This is a genomic window from Cytophagia bacterium CHB2, assembly GCA_030263535.1.
Classification (GTDB): domain Bacteria; phylum Zhuqueibacterota; class Zhuqueibacteria; order Zhuqueibacterales; family Zhuqueibacteraceae; genus Coneutiohabitans.
Genome location: SZPB01000001.1, coordinates 1 through 15835, shown reverse-complemented (window position 1 = coordinate 15835; position 15835 = coordinate 1). Strand labels below are relative to the sequence as shown.

Annotated in this window: 15 protein-coding genes and 1 pseudogene; all 16 read right to left on the bottom strand. The window is 52.1% G+C overall.

Annotated features, from left to right (window positions below; genetic code table 11):
• Nucleotides 1–8: 8 nt before the first annotated feature.
• The 16 genes and pseudogenes from FBQ85_00080 to FBQ85_00005 all read right to left on the bottom strand — a co-directional run bounded on the left by FBQ85_00080 (nt 9) and on the right by FBQ85_00005 (nt 15823).
• Entirely contained in the window at nt 9–2237 is a 2229-nt protein-coding gene (locus FBQ85_00080) for a response regulator (GenBank protein MDL1873559.1), read from the bottom strand.
• A 314-nt stretch (nt 2238–2551) separates the two neighbouring features.
• Nucleotides 2552–2785, bottom strand: a complete 234-nt coding sequence (locus FBQ85_00075; protein ID MDL1873558.1) for a zinc ribbon domain-containing protein — start codon at nt 2783–2785, stop codon at nt 2552–2554.
• Between the two features lie 7 nt (nt 2786–2792).
• Nucleotides 2793–3680 (bottom strand): signal peptide peptidase SppA, encoded by an 888-nt coding sequence (gene sppA, locus FBQ85_00070; GenBank protein MDL1873557.1) that lies wholly within the window; start codon nt 3678–3680, stop codon nt 2793–2795.
• 112 nt (nt 3681–3792) lie between these two features.
• On the bottom strand, nt 3793–5472 hold the full coding sequence (locus FBQ85_00065; protein ID MDL1873556.1) for a hypothetical protein: 1680 nt from the start codon (nt 5470–5472) through the stop codon (nt 3793–3795).
• Nucleotides 5469–6815, bottom strand: a complete 1347-nt coding sequence (locus FBQ85_00060) for a ribosome biogenesis GTPase Der (GenBank protein ID MDL1873555.1) — start codon at nt 6813–6815, stop codon at nt 5469–5471. Before FBQ85_00060 ends, FBQ85_00065 begins: the two co-directional genes overlap by 4 nt.
• Nucleotides 6812–7132, bottom strand: a complete 321-nt coding sequence (locus tag FBQ85_00055) for a hypothetical protein (protein MDL1873554.1) — start codon at nt 7130–7132, stop codon at nt 6812–6814. Before FBQ85_00055 ends, FBQ85_00060 begins: the two co-directional genes overlap by 4 nt.
• Before the next feature lie 127 nt (nt 7133–7259).
• Nucleotides 7260–8228 carry a hypothetical protein gene (locus FBQ85_00050; protein ID MDL1873553.1) on the bottom strand — a complete coding sequence of 323 codons (969 nt, stop codon included), beginning with the start codon at nt 8226–8228 and terminating at the stop codon, nt 7260–7262.
• Nucleotides 8229–8254: 26 nt separating this feature from the next.
• Nucleotides 8255–9544, bottom strand: a complete 1290-nt coding sequence (locus FBQ85_00045; GenBank protein MDL1873552.1) for a DUF512 domain-containing protein — start codon at nt 9542–9544, stop codon at nt 8255–8257.
• Nucleotides 9545–9664: 120 nt separating this feature from the next.
• Nucleotides 9665–9826, bottom strand: a complete 162-nt coding sequence (locus FBQ85_00040) for a type II toxin-antitoxin system HicA family toxin (GenBank protein MDL1873551.1) — start codon at nt 9824–9826, stop codon at nt 9665–9667.
• A 14-nt stretch (nt 9827–9840) separates the two neighbouring features.
• Complete coding sequence (locus tag FBQ85_00035; GenBank protein ID MDL1873550.1) at nt 9841–10047, bottom strand: type II toxin-antitoxin system HicB family antitoxin; 207 nt, start codon at nt 10045–10047, stop codon at nt 9841–9843.
• Nucleotides 10048–10089: 42 nt separating this feature from the next.
• Complete coding sequence (locus FBQ85_00030) at nt 10090–10848, bottom strand: FecR domain-containing protein (GenBank protein ID MDL1873549.1); 759 nt, start codon at nt 10846–10848, stop codon at nt 10090–10092.
• Nucleotides 10849–10870: 22 nt separating this feature from the next.
• The gene (locus FBQ85_00025; GenBank protein MDL1873548.1) at nt 10871–11932 is read right to left on the bottom strand and encodes a hypothetical protein; all 1062 of its coding nucleotides are present in this window, start codon (nt 11930–11932) and stop codon (nt 10871–10873) included.
• Between the two features lie 70 nt (nt 11933–12002).
• On the bottom strand, nt 12003–12968 hold the full coding sequence (locus FBQ85_00020) for a hypothetical protein (protein MDL1873547.1): 966 nt from the start codon (nt 12966–12968) through the stop codon (nt 12003–12005).
• Nucleotides 12969–12978: 10 nt separating this feature from the next.
• Nucleotides 12979–14214 carry a hypothetical protein gene (locus FBQ85_00015; GenBank protein ID MDL1873546.1) on the bottom strand — a complete coding sequence of 412 codons (1236 nt, stop codon included), beginning with the start codon at nt 14212–14214 and terminating at the stop codon, nt 12979–12981.
• A 78-nt stretch (nt 14215–14292) separates the two neighbouring features.
• Nucleotides 14293–14531: pseudogene (locus FBQ85_00010) on the bottom strand (DUF2283 domain-containing protein).
• A gap of 110 nt (nt 14532–14641) precedes the next feature.
• A complete protein-coding gene (locus tag FBQ85_00005) occupies nt 14642–15823 on the bottom strand; it encodes a tetratricopeptide repeat protein (GenBank protein MDL1873545.1) in 1182 nt (393 codons plus the stop codon).
• Nucleotides 15824–15835 lie beyond the last annotated feature (12 nt).

Below are 15835 nucleotides of genomic sequence, written 5' to 3'. Positions count from 1 at the left end.
CAAAGTTGTCAGGTGATCAAAAGCGGTGAATCCGGAGTCGAATTGTCGTTGATGAAAGTGGTTTCAAATTTTTCTTCCGGAGAGGTTTTCTCCAGCGGAAGATCAATCGTGAAAATCGTGCCCTCGCCGGGAGATGATTGCACAGAAATTTCGCCGCCGTGATCATTGACGATTTGCCGGCAAATCGCAAGCCCGAGTCCGGTGCCATAGGCTTTCGTGGTGAAGAACGGTTTAAAAACATCCTCGATAATTTCGTGCGGAATGCCGCTGCCCGTGTCGCGCACGGTGATGCGAGCAAAACGCTTTGACCAGAGTAGGGTCCGCACCTCCAGCAAGCCGCCGGTTTTCATTGCTTGAATGCCGTTGCGCACGAGATTGACCAGCAGTTGGTTGATTTGAATCGTATCGATCCACATTTTGGGCAAGCCCGGCGCGAGATTCATGCGTATTTCAACGCGTTTTTCCCGGGCCTCGTCGCGCAGCAAATTGCAAACTTCTGCGGCTTGTTGATTGAGATCGGCCAATTGCAGTGAGGGTTTGGGCAGCTTGGAAAAATCCAAAACGTTCGCCAGAATTTTTTCCAGGCGTATCACTTCTTCCACGATTACGCTGGTAATGTTGCGGGCCGACTCATGATCATGCAACTGGCGATTGAGGGAACGGGCAAATCCGCCAATCGTAACTAACGGATTGCGGATTTCGTGCGCGACATGCGCCGCCATGTTGCCAATTGTCGCCAGGCGCTCGGCATGCACCAGGCGATCGTGCGTTGTCTGTAATTGTTCATAAGCGTGTTCGAGCTTGCGCTTTTCCAACTCCAGCCGGCGATAGGCATCAGCTTTTTCGAGCGCTTGCGCGGCTTGACTGGCAAACAATTCCAGCAGGGAAATCAAATCTGAGGCAACGGTCTGCGTGCTGAAGCGATTGTCCGCCACAATCACGCCCTTGAGGCGGTCTTTTGCAATCAGCGGTACAGCGACAAAATCCTCGAGCTGCAATGCGCGAAAGACTTTTTTGCAACTCGGATGATCGAGCCGGTTCGGCAGCCCGCGATAGGTATGTTTGAGCAGGATTTGCCGGACGAAGTCGGAATCTTGAATGCCGAGTGGAATGATTTGTTCGCGCACGATGAGATCCAAACGGCTCGGCGTCGCAGGCCGGCGTTTGCCGTATTTCTCCAGGAAATCTTCCAGTGAAAGATGCTCGCGCTCGAACGTTTTCCAAATTTCCTCGGCTTCCTTGGCATTAACCGGGCCGACCGCCATTTTTCCCACTAAATGCTGGCCGGAATTGTCGGCCAGGAAAATCATGGCGCGCGTAAATCCGAGCGCCGGTCCGGCGGTGATGCCGGTTAAAATCAAATGGAGCAAATCATCGAGATCAATAATGCTTTGCAATGCCAGGCCGATGGTCGTCAGCATCTGCAATTGTTCATCGCGTTTGTGCGTCTCCGTGACATCTTCGACGACGCCGACCACGCCTTCAATTTCTTCGGAGGATTTTTTGACCGGCACGCAATGAATATTGAGCACGCGGCGCCGGTCGGCATGTTTGATATAATGAAAATAGTGAACCTTCCAGGGTTTTTTGCCGGTCAATACGCGTGCCACGGCGGTGCGCAAAAAGGTGTCCCGCAGTCTTTCATCTTCTGCAATAACGCGATGGCGCAGGTCTTTGGGGTTTTCAAAATCCAGCAGCCGCGCGAGCACGTGATTGGCGTGCTCGATCCGGCCTATATCATCTGTTGAAAAAATACCGATTGGGGCCGTGCGCATAATCAACTCGAGATGATCGCGCGTCAACTCGACTTCGGCGCGCAATTGCTGGTTGCGCAGGCGAATGTCATGAATGATGAAAACATTTTCGATGACGTTCGTCAGCTCGCGCAGGCCAAAAGGTTTGAGCAGGTAGGCGCTCACGCCGCGTTCGAGCAGCGTCGTTTTCAGCAACTCGTCGCCGCCGCGCGCGGTGAGCATGATCACCGGGGTCTCGCTTACGGCGCGATAAGCGGGATTGTGCGTCAATTCGTAGAAGGCTTTCTCGCCGTCCATCTCCGGCATCATAAAATCCAGCAACACCAAATCCGGGCGATGCGCCAGCACTGCTTGCAAGCCGGCGTGGGCGTTGTAGGCAGAAATGAGCGTATAGCCCGACTTTTCGAGATGGGCGCGCGCGAGATCGTGCATCGTGGCATCATCATCGATCAGCAGGATGGTGCGAGGCGTGTCCCCGATCATGGCATATCCATACAGAAATGGCTAAAAGACGAACGGGCGTCCCGCCGTGCGCTGGCAGCATGTTTGTTGCTGCGTCGCCCAGTAAAACGCCCGCCACGGTTAACGGAGCTTCTTTTTATGCCGGTTCTTCCGCAAACGCTTTTTGCGTTTGTGCGTAGCAATTTTATGCCGTTTACGTTTCTTGCCGCTGGGCAAATCGCTTCACCTCCTTCGAACTAGTTTTTATGTGTTATCGCATCATTTTACAATCTTGGGGCAAAACTTCATTTGATTTCAGATGTTGCCGCGCCGGAGTTCAAAGATTGCTCAGCGATCTAATGGCACCCGCATCCGCCGCCGCCGCAACAATGGCCGCCGCCGGCGGAGAAGTCAGACGCATGCGCAGGCGCGCTGCTGCCGAGGGTCGTGTTGGTCGCAAAAACCGAGAGCAAGCGGCTCACCTCGCGCGTGCCGCAGTTAGGACACTGCAATTCCAATGCTTCACTGTCGCGAATAAGTTGTTCGAATTTCGTCTCGCATGCCGGGCAGCGATATTCATAAATCGGCATAGTCACCTCAAAATATCATTTGATAACGCAGTACGGGTAGGGTTTGCAAGCGAATCAGATGTTGCTCGATATCGCCAAACAACAAATCCCACATGGTTGTTTTGCGAACCGACGGTTTGATCACTCTGGCTTTGCCGGTGATGCCGCCCATTTTGCCGGCCAGATCGACGGCATCCTCATACGTGCCGAGGAGATCGATTAGCCGGATTTCATGCGCCTGCTGGCCGGTGTAAATGCGGCCATCGGCGTATTTCAGTACTTGTTCTGTGGTCAAGTCGCGTTCCGTTGCGACCACGTTGACAAATTGCTGATAGGCATTGTCAACATAACTTTGCAGTTGCAGGCGATCTTCTTCGTTCATGGGCCGGAACGGCGAGCCGGTATCTTTGAATTTTCCACTTTTGATGACTTCAAAATGCACGCCGATTTTTTGCATCAACTCCGTGGCGTTGAACATCTCCGCGATCACGCCGATGCTTCCGGTCGTCGTGCCAGGATTCGCCATGATCGTATCGGCGCCGCATGCGATATAATAGCCGCCCGATGCCGCCACCGAAGCCATGGACGCGATTACGAATTTGCCGCCTTCGCGCACGCGTTTTACGGCTTCATAAATTTCTTGACTGGCAGCCACGCCGCCGCCTGGGCTGTCGATGCGCAGGATAATCGCGGCGATATCCTGGCTGCTGCCGTAGCGCTCAAGATTTTTGACCGTGGTTTCGGAATCAAGAATGACACCCTTGACCTCGATTAACCCAACGCGCCTGCCGGTGGAAAGCTCGAAGCCGTCATCGTTGTCGGTGCGTCCAAAGAAAATCGAGGCGATGAAGAAAATGAAAATGCCCGCTGCCGCCAGCAATAATAAACCTAAAAACCAATCTCTCCCGCGTGCCATAATTGTTTCGTGATTTGCTAAGTTGAGGCCTTAATGAACGCACCAGTATAATAAAAAAGCGCCTAAAAGTCAACGAAAGGCACGTCTGCCAAGGCCCACAGGGCGTTTGATTCTAATGCGCAATGACCACGACCTTCGTTGTTTCAAGCAAATCGCCGGCCCGCAGACGCATGAAATAGACGCCGCTGCTCACACGCTCACCGGAGCCGTCGGTTCCGTTCCAAGTCAGGTCTGAATGAAAGCCCGCACCACGCGACCCGAGATTGAATTCCCTGACGACTTTGCCGTCTTCGCGATAGATCGTAGCGTGCACGCGCTCGCGCTCCGCCAAACGATAGGGAAAAACCAGAACCGCGCCTTCTCCGATGCGAAAAGGATTCGGCCGGGGATTTTCCAACACACTCGGCAAATCCTGCTGCACGCCGTATTTTACCTGCAATTGATAATCATAACTCGGCGACTGATTTGCGGAGGGCGGCGCTCCGACATTCGTGATCACAACGCTAACCGTATCTTCACGCAGCAGTGCAGGAAGATTGACCGCGGCGAGGCCTTGATCTTTCATCACGTCATAACCTGCACTGGGCGAACCTGAAATCGCGGTTACCGCCCAGCGTCCGGGATCAGCGTCGACGTGTAGATAAATTTGCATGCTGCGCCCCTGACGCACAAATTGATAGTAGTGCGCCGCCAGCGGTTCTAAGCTGCTTGCGATCGTCGTATCGGATGAAGTCTTTTGCATAGCCGCGATCGCCACGGCAGGATAAGCTTCGCCTTCTTCATAAAACAAATCCGCGTCTGCCCGGTAGCGGGTAAAATAATTCCAACTGGAAAATTCCTGTATCGCCTGCGCGAAAGTGATGGGGTATATTCCCGAATCCAAGACACCTTGCATTGCGAATACCGCCGGTTTATCCTCAATTTGATCCCAGATCAGACGCACCAACACGGGGTCAAGTTTTTTGGCAAGATAATGCAACCAAATGCAGGAACCGTATTGATGAAAGTTCGTCGTCGAGTTTAGCGGTAAATCGGGGTTGCGAAACCAGGTGCGCAGATATTGATAATAATCATTGATGTCATCGTAGGCGACGTCTTCGAACCAGGTGGCAGAAAGCTCGAAAAAAAAGATATCGACATCACGGAAAAAGTAATTCAATTGCACAGCATGAAAATATTCATGCGCCACCGTAACGCGCAGCCCTTCCAAGCCGCGCGTATAGAAATTTGAGCCATAATCATTATCGATGCGAATATAAGAAGGCCCACTACCGGACGAGAACTCCAGAATCGTCTCGCCATAAAGATTGCCGAGATCGAGCACGTAGAAGTCGAATTCCGGGCCGTCTGAGCCGTTGTCATTTGCGTGCGGACGCATGCCAAGCTCATCGACGAGTAGAGAGTACGCGCGTTGTGCAGCGAGGCCGGCTTCATAGATAAAATCCGGAACGCCGGCCGTGTTGGTGGAGGCGGGATTAACGGCATCGAACCCAGTGGTGGTATAGTGAATTTTGAATCGGCCATCGGGCGTCACATATGTTTGCGGGAGGGAGGGACGCGCGAATGCTGCTCGCAGTTGCGGTTGCCAGTCAGGGTTCTTTGTGCGCTCGGCATGCAAAGCCGCCAGCGCAGGAAAACCGCATTTTACCGGCTCAGCCGCCAAGCCGGCGCGGGCTTGTTGATAATCGGTCAGCAATTGTTCAGCATGAGTTTTTGTTTGACCCCACACGGACGGAGCAAGAGCAGACAAGATCAGAAGCAGAGGCAAAAGTCGATACATAAGTAAGGTCATTTTTTTCGAAAAGTGAAGGTTAACGGGACGCCGGTGAATCCAAAACGCGAACGGAATTTTTTTTCCAAATACTGCCGGTAACTGCGCGCAATGGAAGTCGGGTGATTGCAAAAGATGGCAAATACCGGTGGATTGATTTTTACCTGCGTGCAGTAATTGAGTTTGATTTCGCGTTGATCCATCGAGGGCGGCTGATATTTTTGAATCGCTTCCTGCAAAAACGCATTCAGCTCGCTGGTGCGAATCTCGCGTTTGCGCTCGGCTTCGACCTGCATCGCCAATTCGAGCAATTTGAACACGCGCTGGCCGGTCAACGCCGAGATGAAAATCAAAGGAATGTAGTTGAAGATGCGCAACTCTGCGGAAATGGCTTTTTCAAATTCCTTCACCGTGCCGGCCTCTTTCTCGATCAAATCCCATTTGTTGATCGCCAGAATCACGCCTTTGTGCAGATGCGCGATTTCATCGATGATGTGCAACTCCTGCTCGGTGATGCCCTCCTGGGCATCCATCACCACCACGGCCACATCGCAGCGGCGAATGGCGTCGCGTGTGCGTACGGTGCTGTAAAATTCCACGGCTTCTTTCACGCGCGCGGATTTGCGCAGGCCGGCGGTGTCGATCAAAACGATATTTCGATTCTTGTAGCGTAAAATCGTGTCAATGGCATCGCGTGTGGTGCCGGGAATATCGGTCACAATCACTTTTTCGTGACCCAGCAGCGCATTCACCAGGGAAGATTTGCCGACATTGGGGCGGCCGACAATTGCCAGGCGCAAATCTTCCGAGGGCGGTTCAGCGCTGGTGTTTTCCTCGTCGCTCGCAGCGCGGCGCCGGGCGTGCGCAGGCAATGTCGCAACGACGACATCCAAAAAATCACCGACTCGTGTTCCGGAAACTGCGGAGATGGGATGAGGCTCACCGAGCCCGAGTACAAAAAAATCGGCGATGGCGGGCAGATGGCTGTTGTCGTCGATTTTATTTACCGCAAGTAAAACCGGCTTGCCGCTTTGCCGCAACATGCGCGCGACTTCCTGATCCAGCGCAGTGATGCCGGTTTGCGCACCCGTGACAAACACCAAAGTGTGCGCCTCACTAACCGCGTCGGAGATTTGCCGCAGAACCGCTTGATCGATAACATTCGAGCTGCCGGCAAAATAACCGCCGGTATCGATCACGACGAATTCATAACCGGCCCATTCCGCCTCAGCATAATTGCGGTCGCGCGTCACGCCGGGCAAATCATGCACGATCGCCACGCGCTTGCCGGCGAAGCGATTGAACAAGGTCGATTTGCCGACGTTGGGCCGGCCGATGATGGCGACGATGGGCTTTTTGGTCATAATCTCAAGAAACTGGCGAGCGTTTGCAGTTTTGCGCTGCTCGTTTTTATGTCATCAATAAATCTCTTTAAGCTTGACTGCTGGAGGTTTATTGCTTTGTGTAATTGTTTTGCATTCTCAAGCAAGTCATAATCGTTGAGATTGATTTCGGCCTCATGTGCTGCCAAGATAATCCATTCTTCCAACCTCGGGCAAAGCATGATTAAGCGATTGCCCCGGCGTTGATCCACAAAAAGCTTTACACCATGCAGGAAATCCTGATTCTGCAATGTTTTGATGTAGCCGGGTTGTGGACTGAAAGGAACTTCATCAACCAAACCGACAACGTTATTGTTTTTAGCAAGCGTGTTGCAAACATTCCCTCTGCTGTAAGCATGCTTATCTCTTTGTTCGAAATTCCCAAAGCACTCACAAGAACCTTATCCGGGTTGCACTCAAGATAAATCATGTCTCCCCCAGAAATCGCTCCAAATTAAAAAACACGCTGGCATCGAGGCCAAGAATCTCAGAGCATGCCTCCGGCGAAACAGCTTCTAATTGAGTTACGGAGTCTGACGAGGAGGCTACAAAAATACCAACATCATCTTTTGGCGCTTTTTCTAAAACCGAAATTAGAAAATAGGGATTGTGTGTTGAGATAAAATATTGATTCGATGAATCCAATGCAATCCGTTCTGCCAAAAACTTCGTGTAGTAGGGAAAAGCATGCGCCTCCGGCTCTTCAAAGATGATGATGGAGTCATGGTTGGTTTCAATCGCGACATGATGAAACACAATTCGACGTAGCGTATCTGAAACCAGCGCATAAGGAAAAGAGATAACCGCGTCTTCAATTTCTTTCTGGACTTCGATTTTATTCTCACTCTGCTTTAAGACGATCTTGAGGCCGTATTCGCTGAATACGTTGGCGGCCATTTTCCTGGACTCTTTGTTGGTTAAAAGAATCTGGGAAAGGTTCTCCCCATTTACCGGCATGAGAAAATCAGCTTCCTGATTGGTAAACACTTCTAGAGTGGCAAACCGATAGAATCTAAACGGCGTGTTGCAATCCCCCTCCGAGTTTCGAATCTCTTTTAGAGTCGCACTGAATTTGAAAGAGCCGCCGTGCTCCTTATCTTTGAGTTCGCCCTTGAATTCTCCCCGATCGAACTTAATTTGCAAGGACATCGTATCGGCATTTATTTCTATAACCTGGCTGAGATCATGATCATTGAACAGGTTCGTCATGTTTTCAAATCGGACAAGTTCTTTGAGATTCCTTAAAGGCGCTAAGGGTAATGAAAACAGACCAATGCTTTCCAGAAGGTTCGATTTTCCCGTATTCGGACGACCAAGAATGATGTTGATTTTTTTACAATCCAGGGCAAGCTGCTTGATCGACTTGAAATTTTTGACTTCAAGGAATTGTATCATGGCTCGACTTCTTCATGATGATTTTATCAAAATTCATTTAACAATGAAAAAATCTGGCTGAAATCATTCTGCAGCGGCGCCACCGGGACGCCGAGTTTTTCCGATAATTCGCTCAACTTCCAATCATCGAGAAAAATATTGTTATCATTCAGACAGCTTTTGGGCAAAAACACCGCCGCGCCAAGATCGCGTTCGTGCAGGGCGGCGAAAATATCCTGGCCGGTGAGCAGGCCGGTAACCGTTATGCTCTCGCCATAAAATTTGTTTTTGACCACTACGAGTTCCGGTGTGAAATTTTCGATCTCTGCCAAACGCGATACGATATTTTCTTGAATGAATTGCCCGGCCAGCGTGGCCGTCACCAGCGTGACTTTGGTCGGCTTGGGAAGGACTTGCGGCAAACGATTTATTTGTTTCTTCTGAAAATCGTTCAACAAATCGCGCAGCATGCCTACGCCGTTTTCCATTTGGTCAAACGCATCATAGCGTGCGGCAGGAGGGAGGGCTTCGCCGGCAATAATATAAAATTCATCCGAGGGATAAACGAAATGGGTGTCAAGCTTCCGGCGGAATTCCGCGGCGTAATCATCGGCAATGCGCAGCAACTGCCGGGCATAATCTCGCGTCACTGGCGCGATCCTGGTCAAACCCTCGCGATGTTTCGTCAAGCCCACCGGCACGATGGCCACGCTGCGCACACCGGGATAAAATTTAGCCAGGTCCCACAACGTTTTGTGCAACACCTCGCCGTCATTGATCTCCGGACACAACACGATTTGCGTGTTGAGAGTGATGCCGTTTTCGGTGAGGTAGGCAATCTTATCCAGCAAGCGATCGTCGAAATTAATGCCGAGCAGGAATTTTCGGATCTTCGGCTCGGTGGCATGCACGGAAATGAATAGCGGCGTCATGCACTGCTGCACGATGCGCTTGAGATCGACGCGCGAAATATTCGAGAGCGTGACGTAATGCCCAGACAAAAAAGAGAGGCGAAAATCCTCGTCCCGGAAATACATGGTCGAGCGCATGCCTTTGGGATTTTGGTCGACAAAGCAGAAAATGCAATCATTGCCGCAGCCGCGGATTTTCAACGGCTCGAAATTGAGGCCGAGGCTGTCGTCGGTTTCTTTTTCAATTTCATAGATGACAGTTTCGCCCTCCCGTTTGACCTCCAGTTCGAGTTCTTCGTCAGTGACGAGATAGCGATAGTCGAGCACGTCGCGCACCCGCTGGCCGTTGATGCGCACGATTTCGTCGTTGACGCGTAACCCGAGTTCTTCGCCGGTACTGGCGTTGTCAATCGCGATGATTTTCACGCAAATTCATTCGATTAATGTGATTGATTTTTGGTCAAAAATAAAACGCCCGCCAAATACTTGGCGAGCGCGTCAAATATAAGCAATCGGGCTGTCGCAGTCAAACCAAAACTTTGAGCACTATTTGATCCCGAGTTGTTTGCGGATCAATTCACACAGGCTTTCCTTGATCTCGGTGTGACGGGGTATTGGCGCACTTCGTCCGTTTTTAGGGTTCGTGTAAATGTCGTGGTTGCCGCCATGGCGTTTCAAATAGCAGCCGGCATTGACGAGTTCTCGAATGAAATCGCGCCGTTTTACACGTCAACTTCCAGTTCTTTAGTCTGAACGCCGGCGCGAAATTCGGTCGCCTCCTCGGCCATCATCAGTTGATGCGCTTCGCGGATGTTTTGTTCCAACTCTTCCAGCGATTCGCCTTGACTGAAGATCCCGGGAATTTCCTTCAGTTTGCCGACGTACCAGCCATCATCAAGCCAGTACTCAAGTGTAAATTGCCTTCGCATAGTCTGTGTTGTTCCAAAGTATTGCACAGTTGGTTTTGTGCGTCATCGTTGCTGCAGCTCGCGATCACGCTGCAAATTCCATTGAATCCAATCGACGCCGGCTTCGCGATTGGGGTCGATGCTGGATTTGGCATAGCGCCCGTTTTCGCGAATCTCGATTTGAAAGCCGGCAACCAAGCGCACCCACTGATCGAGCGAAACTTCATACGGCCCGGGAATTTCCGTGGGGCCGGGCACTTGTGTCGGCGGGCCAACGGGACGCGATTGTTGCTGCAAACGTTGGCGCAAACCGCTGGCCGGCCCGATGTCAACCTGGCCGTCATATACCGCGATGCGCGTCGTGCTGTCGGCTTCCATGCGATAAACCGTGCCGCGCACGGCGCAAACTGCCGTTGGCGATTTGATCTCGAATTTCTCGCGGCCCCATTTGAGCTTGAAAATATTCGCCCAAATCGACCCGCTCTTCAGTGTGCCGTCAACTTGCCGGTTGCTTTGCGCCAGTTTCGATTGTTCGAAATCAAAAAGTGATTTTTCGCCGATGCGAATCACGCTGCCGTCGGTGAGTTTGATTTCACAGCGTGATTCTGCTGCGGTTTGAATCTGATCGCCTTGCAGCACCGGCATTTTCAATTGCGCCGGCAGCCATTTGGTGCTCTCGCGGCGCAGCACGGTTACTTCTTCGTTTTTGCCCAAAACGAAACTAATGGTTCCCACCGCGTCGGGCGCGGGCGCATGCGCCATGCCGCTCGCCATTAACCACACCACCAAGGCAAAAGTTGAAAACTTCAGTCGCAGTTGCATGATCCTTGCCTTAGCTGGAAAATTATTCGTTCACCATTGGATGCTTGACCAGTGGATGCTTGACCAGTTTGTAATCGGCAAAAGCTTCAGCCGTAAAATGGCTTGCCGGAAAATTTTCGGTGGTGAGTTCCGTTGTTTCTACCGTGGTTTCATAGAGCACGTTGCTGCCAGAACCTTCGTCGCTTTTCGGCTTTGGCATCATTTTGCCGAGCAAGCCGCCGACCGACTTCGGCATTTTAGCGGCCTTTTCTTGATCCTCCGCTGACATTTGTGGATTCTGGCCGCCAGGCATGGCTGTCGTTTCGAATTTGCTTTCAGTCAACAAGGCAAAGCCCTTCATCTTTTGGCCTTCTTCCGCCAGCTTTTTCATGGCATCTTTCAATTGCGGGTTGGATTGCAAGGCCGCAAGCATGCTTTGCGCCCCAGTGGCGGACATATCCATGCCGAGCTTCTCTGCAAACTTGCGCCCGAATGCCGATAACTCTTCATAGCCCGGCGCGTTCTCCGTCAACCACATCGCTGAAGTGATAACCATTCCGCCTTTGCCGCCCTGCTCTTGCGGTGTTGCTTCCTTGGTGCCGGTCGCGGTCATGGTGAGAATCGTTTTCTTGGTCGAATACCCGGCTATCGTTTTGGTCTCTTCTGTCGGTGTGACTTTAACGTCAAAATCAACCTTCACCTCTGGCGCGGATTCGTCTTTTTTCTTGGCTTTCGGTTGTGGCTGTGAAAAAGAGCTGGCCATTTTACTCAGCATTTCTTTCCATTGCGCGAACGTCATCTCGGTGCGCTCTTTTTTCTTATGATCGAAAGTGATCATGATTTCGCGGTCGAGATCGACGATGGCGGTGCTGATCAATTTGCCTTTGTCATCGAATTGATCCGTGCGCTGCTGATTCCCCTGAACCGAATTTGTGGCGGTCTGCGGCTTGTCGCCGCCGCCCATTTTCATCACACTGCCCATGAAACCGTGAAACTTGGTTTTCGTCACAGTCGTTTGCTTGACGCCGCGTGAGGAAGCGCCCAGTGCAAAAATGGGAACGATTGACAGAATGAGCAATCGCGTGATATTACGATGAATTCTCATGAGGCTTTCTCCTTGGTTGAAAGTTTCCTGCGTCGTGATGTGTGCAGCCTCCCTCTCCTTGCAACGCACACTACTTCTTATTCTTCTCTTTAACCACATCGCCGCTGGTATAGCCGCTACCACTGACCACTGCGCATGATGAAGCCTTGCCTTTGCCGCCGTAGTTGTTGTCGGTGACACGAATTTCACCCAGAGTCTCTTCCGAAGCGCCTAGGGACTCGCCGGTATCCGGATCGATCAATTCCTCGCCCTTGCGTGTCACGACAAAAACATCGCCGACTTTGACGCCGTTTTCCTTGCCGGAGTTGATGATGACGTTGCCGTCTTTCACCATGATCACTTTCGCCGACCACACGCCGCCCCCGCTTTGTTCATCCAGCAACTTGACGATGTCGTCGATCGCTTCACGGGTGGCCTTGCCCACCAGGGATTGATCAAATTGGGATTGATCGCTGAAGCGGAAATCCGGAACATCAACCGAAATGCCGGCTTTGGAATTTTCTTTGCGAATGTTTTCCGCTTTCAAGATTTCGCCGCTGGTGACATCGACGAAGCGAACATCGATGCCGACGGTTGCGCTTTGCTTGCCGACGCTTGCGCCAATGCCGATTTTTTTCAGAGCGCCGCCGGTGGAGGCTTTCTTGTAGCCGAACTCTGTCACCGCGCCGATCACGGCCAATTCAACGCCGAGCATTTTGCCGGCTTGCGCCGCGGTTTGCGGATTGACCACGCCGGACATGCCCAGCCCCTGCTCTTGCAGAAGCTTGTCCATCTCGCCGCGCTCCATGACGCGGTATTTGCCGCTTTTGACCAGCGTGGTTGTCAGCATGTCCGCCATGCCGTCGCCCACGCCTTGCCCGGTCCACCAATACCAGCGGTTGCGTGAGTCGGTTTTATCCTCGAAGGAGAAAACCGCAACGCGTTTTTTGCCGCCGGTTTTTTCTTGCGCCGGCGCGCCGGTGGTTAAGGCAAGCGCGGCAACGAATAAGATCCCCAATCCCAGGAATTTTCTGTGCGTCATACTGGCTCCTTGCATATAAGCATGATTATTGATTGGTCGAATCAGGCGTGGTGGAAATAGATTCCATTTCAGCCGCCTGCTGTTTGATTTTGATGTCAACGCGATTCGGCGAAACGTTCACGATATCAACTGTGAAGGGCGCCAAATCCTTGTTGGCCAGCTCACGCGCAAGCTGCGCCCCGGTGCCCAAAATTTTGAGATCCAGGGTCGCGACGCCGCCGGCGGTGTTGCGCTCGTAAACGTTTTTCAAGCCACGCAGGTTGAATTTGATCGTGCTGACAAATTGTTGCAGGTCGCCGTAGTTTTTGTGCCCCTGCACTTGCACGGTAATGCTGTTCTCGTTGTAGAAATTTTTTTGCGCCTCGGCTACGACTTTCGTCAACAGGGTTTCGCCGACTTTTTTAGCGGTTTTTTCAATGGCCTTCGTGCCGCCGGTGACTTCGTCGATATGCGGGTGCGCGGCGTTATCCGTGGCGGTTGCGATGATGCGCGCATCGCCGGCGCGCACAACTTTTGCCGTCATATTCGCCTGGCAGGATTTCATGCCGCCGAGATTCAAATTCGTTTGCGCCACTTTGGCAACGGCTTTGCCGGTGATGATCAACTCCGCTTGTTGCGCCACGGCAATTGCGGCTGCAGCTTTGGAGTCACCCTCCAGCGCAGCCAAAATTTGATCGCGATTTTGATTTTCCTTTGCCTGGCCGGGATCAATGACTTCGAAGCCTTTGTTGCGGAATGCATCGATGATTGTGGTCTCCGCCACCGTCAGATCGACTTCGAAATAATGATAGCGATCGGTGTAGCCGATGTTCTGCTCGCCGATCATCACCATCACACGCGGGTTTTCCTTTTGCAGCAATTCCGCGAGCGCATTGTCGTCGTTTTTCAAATCGTTCAAATTGACCTGCGCGCGCATTTCGACTTCGTAGGTATCGTATTGGCCCGCGCCTTCGCGGAGAATGTCATATTTGCTTACATAGCCGGCAGACCAGGCGAGAATGCGATCCTCGACCATTTGAAAATTCTGCACCAGCGTTTCGGATTTGATGTTCGTGCCCAGCGCTTGTTGCACGGCTTTGCGCATGGCATCATCGATCGCCTTGTCGCGGGCAGCCGCCATATCACCGGCTAAAACTGCGCCCAAACCGACGACCGTGATCTCCGCAGTTTGCGGCCGCGCCGCCTGTGACCATGCGACTGATGACATGCCCCACAAGGCGAGCGCGACAAGCGCCCGGCTCATCCAGTTTTGCTTTGACAAGATTATCCCTCCTGATCTAAGTTGTTCGACGCCAGAAGTTCAAAATTATTTTCAGTATTTCACACGCACGGCTGCCGGTTACAATGCCAATGGCAACTCGGCGTGCTCCCCGGTTGCTTCGTTTATGACAAGGAGAGTGCCGGTTTCGGCATGACGTAGTTGTTGATTGGCATTCAGCAATTCAATGCCATAGATCGTTCCACCGGCGCCATATCGACCACGACTTCATCACTCATCGGAATAGCCTCCACGGCAGAAGTTTTTTCGTGAAAACAAACATAAGCGAGGTTATGACGTGAATCGTAAGTAAGCTTCATGGTTTATTCGCCAGTCGACAACAGCAGAAAACCCCGGACGAAAGAAAACCCGTGATAACACCGCCGGTTTTTCTTCCCGCCGAGGTTTTCGAAAATTTCAGCACGTGAAGTTAAAAGGTGATGCGCAAGGCATTCTGAAAATCGCGAATCACCAGCAAAGCGTCTGCGCCGGACATATGGCCTTCGGGATTGAATGCGCCGGTAATCTTATCGGCATTCATGATGCCGCGATCAGCCATCAACGCTGCGGCATTGTAAGAAAAATGATCGCTGCGCATGTCCGGAAAGCGCGATTGCCCGCCAATGTATTTCGTTGTAAGCGCCTTGTCGCCGGTCACGGCAACCAGGATGCTCTGCATCGTCGTGGCGTAGTTCGCCCGCGTGATTTTCATGTCGGGCTGGAAGGTGTGATCCGGAAACGCCTCCATGCCGCCGATGCGAATGATATCCTTGATCCAGTTTTTTGCCCAATGCGTTTCAATATCCGTTGCGGCAGGCAACTCTGCAGCCTTGGGCTGTTCCATTTTGGTGGGATCTGCCGGGGCTTGGAAACCGGTGTCGAAATTGGGTTGTTGTTTCTTTTTGAAAACTTCTTCAAGCTTCAATTCTTCCAGCAGCAGCACGGCAAGATCGGCGCGGTCGATTTCAGGAATCAACGCGATTTTCATGCCGATTTTGGTGCCCGGGGCAGCGCGTTGAATCTTTTGCATCGTGGCATAACCGGCATCGGCGCGGCCGGCAAATTCACCTTTCAGCGCGATAACTTTGCTGTACGCTTCCGCGGCCGGCCCGAATTGATACGCAGTTTTGTAGGCTTCTGCTTTGTAAAAATGCGCCTTGTCGCTGTTGGGATTCAATTTGAGGGCGCGATCAAATTCATTGACGGCGTCTTTGGTGAGATCCGCAATCTTATCCTGATTTTTGCCTTCATCTCCCTGTAACGAGGCGACGCGCATGCTAAGAATGCGGCCTTTGATAATGCGGGACTCGACCGACTTATCGTTTTTGCCCAGCGCATCATCGACGGCTTTCATCGCTTGATCGATATTGCCCTCGTAAGCATACGCCAAACCGAGCCCGGCATCCGCTTCGGGATATTTGGGATCGAGTTGTTTGGCGCGCATGAATTCTTGCTTGGCCTCGGCAATGTTGCCGCTATCCAGCCGGCGCATACCAATGCTGAAATGGTTGTCGGGTGTGTCCAGGACGGACTCTTTCTTGAGCGCCTTTGACCCGCATGCCCACTGGCCGGCCATTAAAATCACGGCGCACAACAGGACGAGCATCTGCAACGGCTTGCTCCG

What these genes read in the sequence shown, in the direction of transcription:
- FBQ85_00080 (MDL1873559.1), bottom strand. Translation starts at nt 2,237, where the DNA reads ATGATCGGGGACACGCCTCGCACCATCCTGCTGATCGATGATGATGCC.
- FBQ85_00075 (MDL1873558.1), bottom strand. Translation starts at nt 2,785, where the DNA reads ATGCCGATTTATGAATATCGCTGCCCGGCATGCGAGACGAAATTCGAA.
- sppA (MDL1873557.1), bottom strand. Translation starts at nt 3,680, where the DNA reads ATGGCACGCGGGAGAGATTGGTTTTTAGGTTTATTATTGCTGGCGGCA.
- FBQ85_00065 (MDL1873556.1), bottom strand. Translation starts at nt 5,472, where the DNA reads ATGACCTTACTTATGTATCGACTTTTGCCTCTGCTTCTGATCTTGTCT.
- FBQ85_00060 (MDL1873555.1), bottom strand. Translation starts at nt 6,815, where the DNA reads ATGACCAAAAAGCCCATCGTCGCCATCATCGGCCGGCCCAACGTCGGC.
- FBQ85_00050 (MDL1873553.1), bottom strand. Translation starts at nt 8,228, where the DNA reads ATGATACAATTCCTTGAAGTCAAAAATTTCAAGTCGATCAAGCAGCTT.
- FBQ85_00035 (MDL1873550.1), bottom strand. Translation starts at nt 10,047, where the DNA reads ATGCGAAGGCAATTTACACTTGAGTACTGGCTTGATGATGGCTGGTAC.
- FBQ85_00030 (MDL1873549.1), bottom strand. Translation starts at nt 10,848, where the DNA reads ATGCAACTGCGACTGAAGTTTTCAACTTTTGCCTTGGTGGTGTGGTTA.
- FBQ85_00025 (MDL1873548.1), bottom strand. Translation starts at nt 11,932, where the DNA reads ATGAGAATTCATCGTAATATCACGCGATTGCTCATTCTGTCAATCGTT.
- FBQ85_00020 (MDL1873547.1), bottom strand. Translation starts at nt 12,968, where the DNA reads ATGCAAGGAGCCAGTATGACGCACAGAAAATTCCTGGGATTGGGGATC.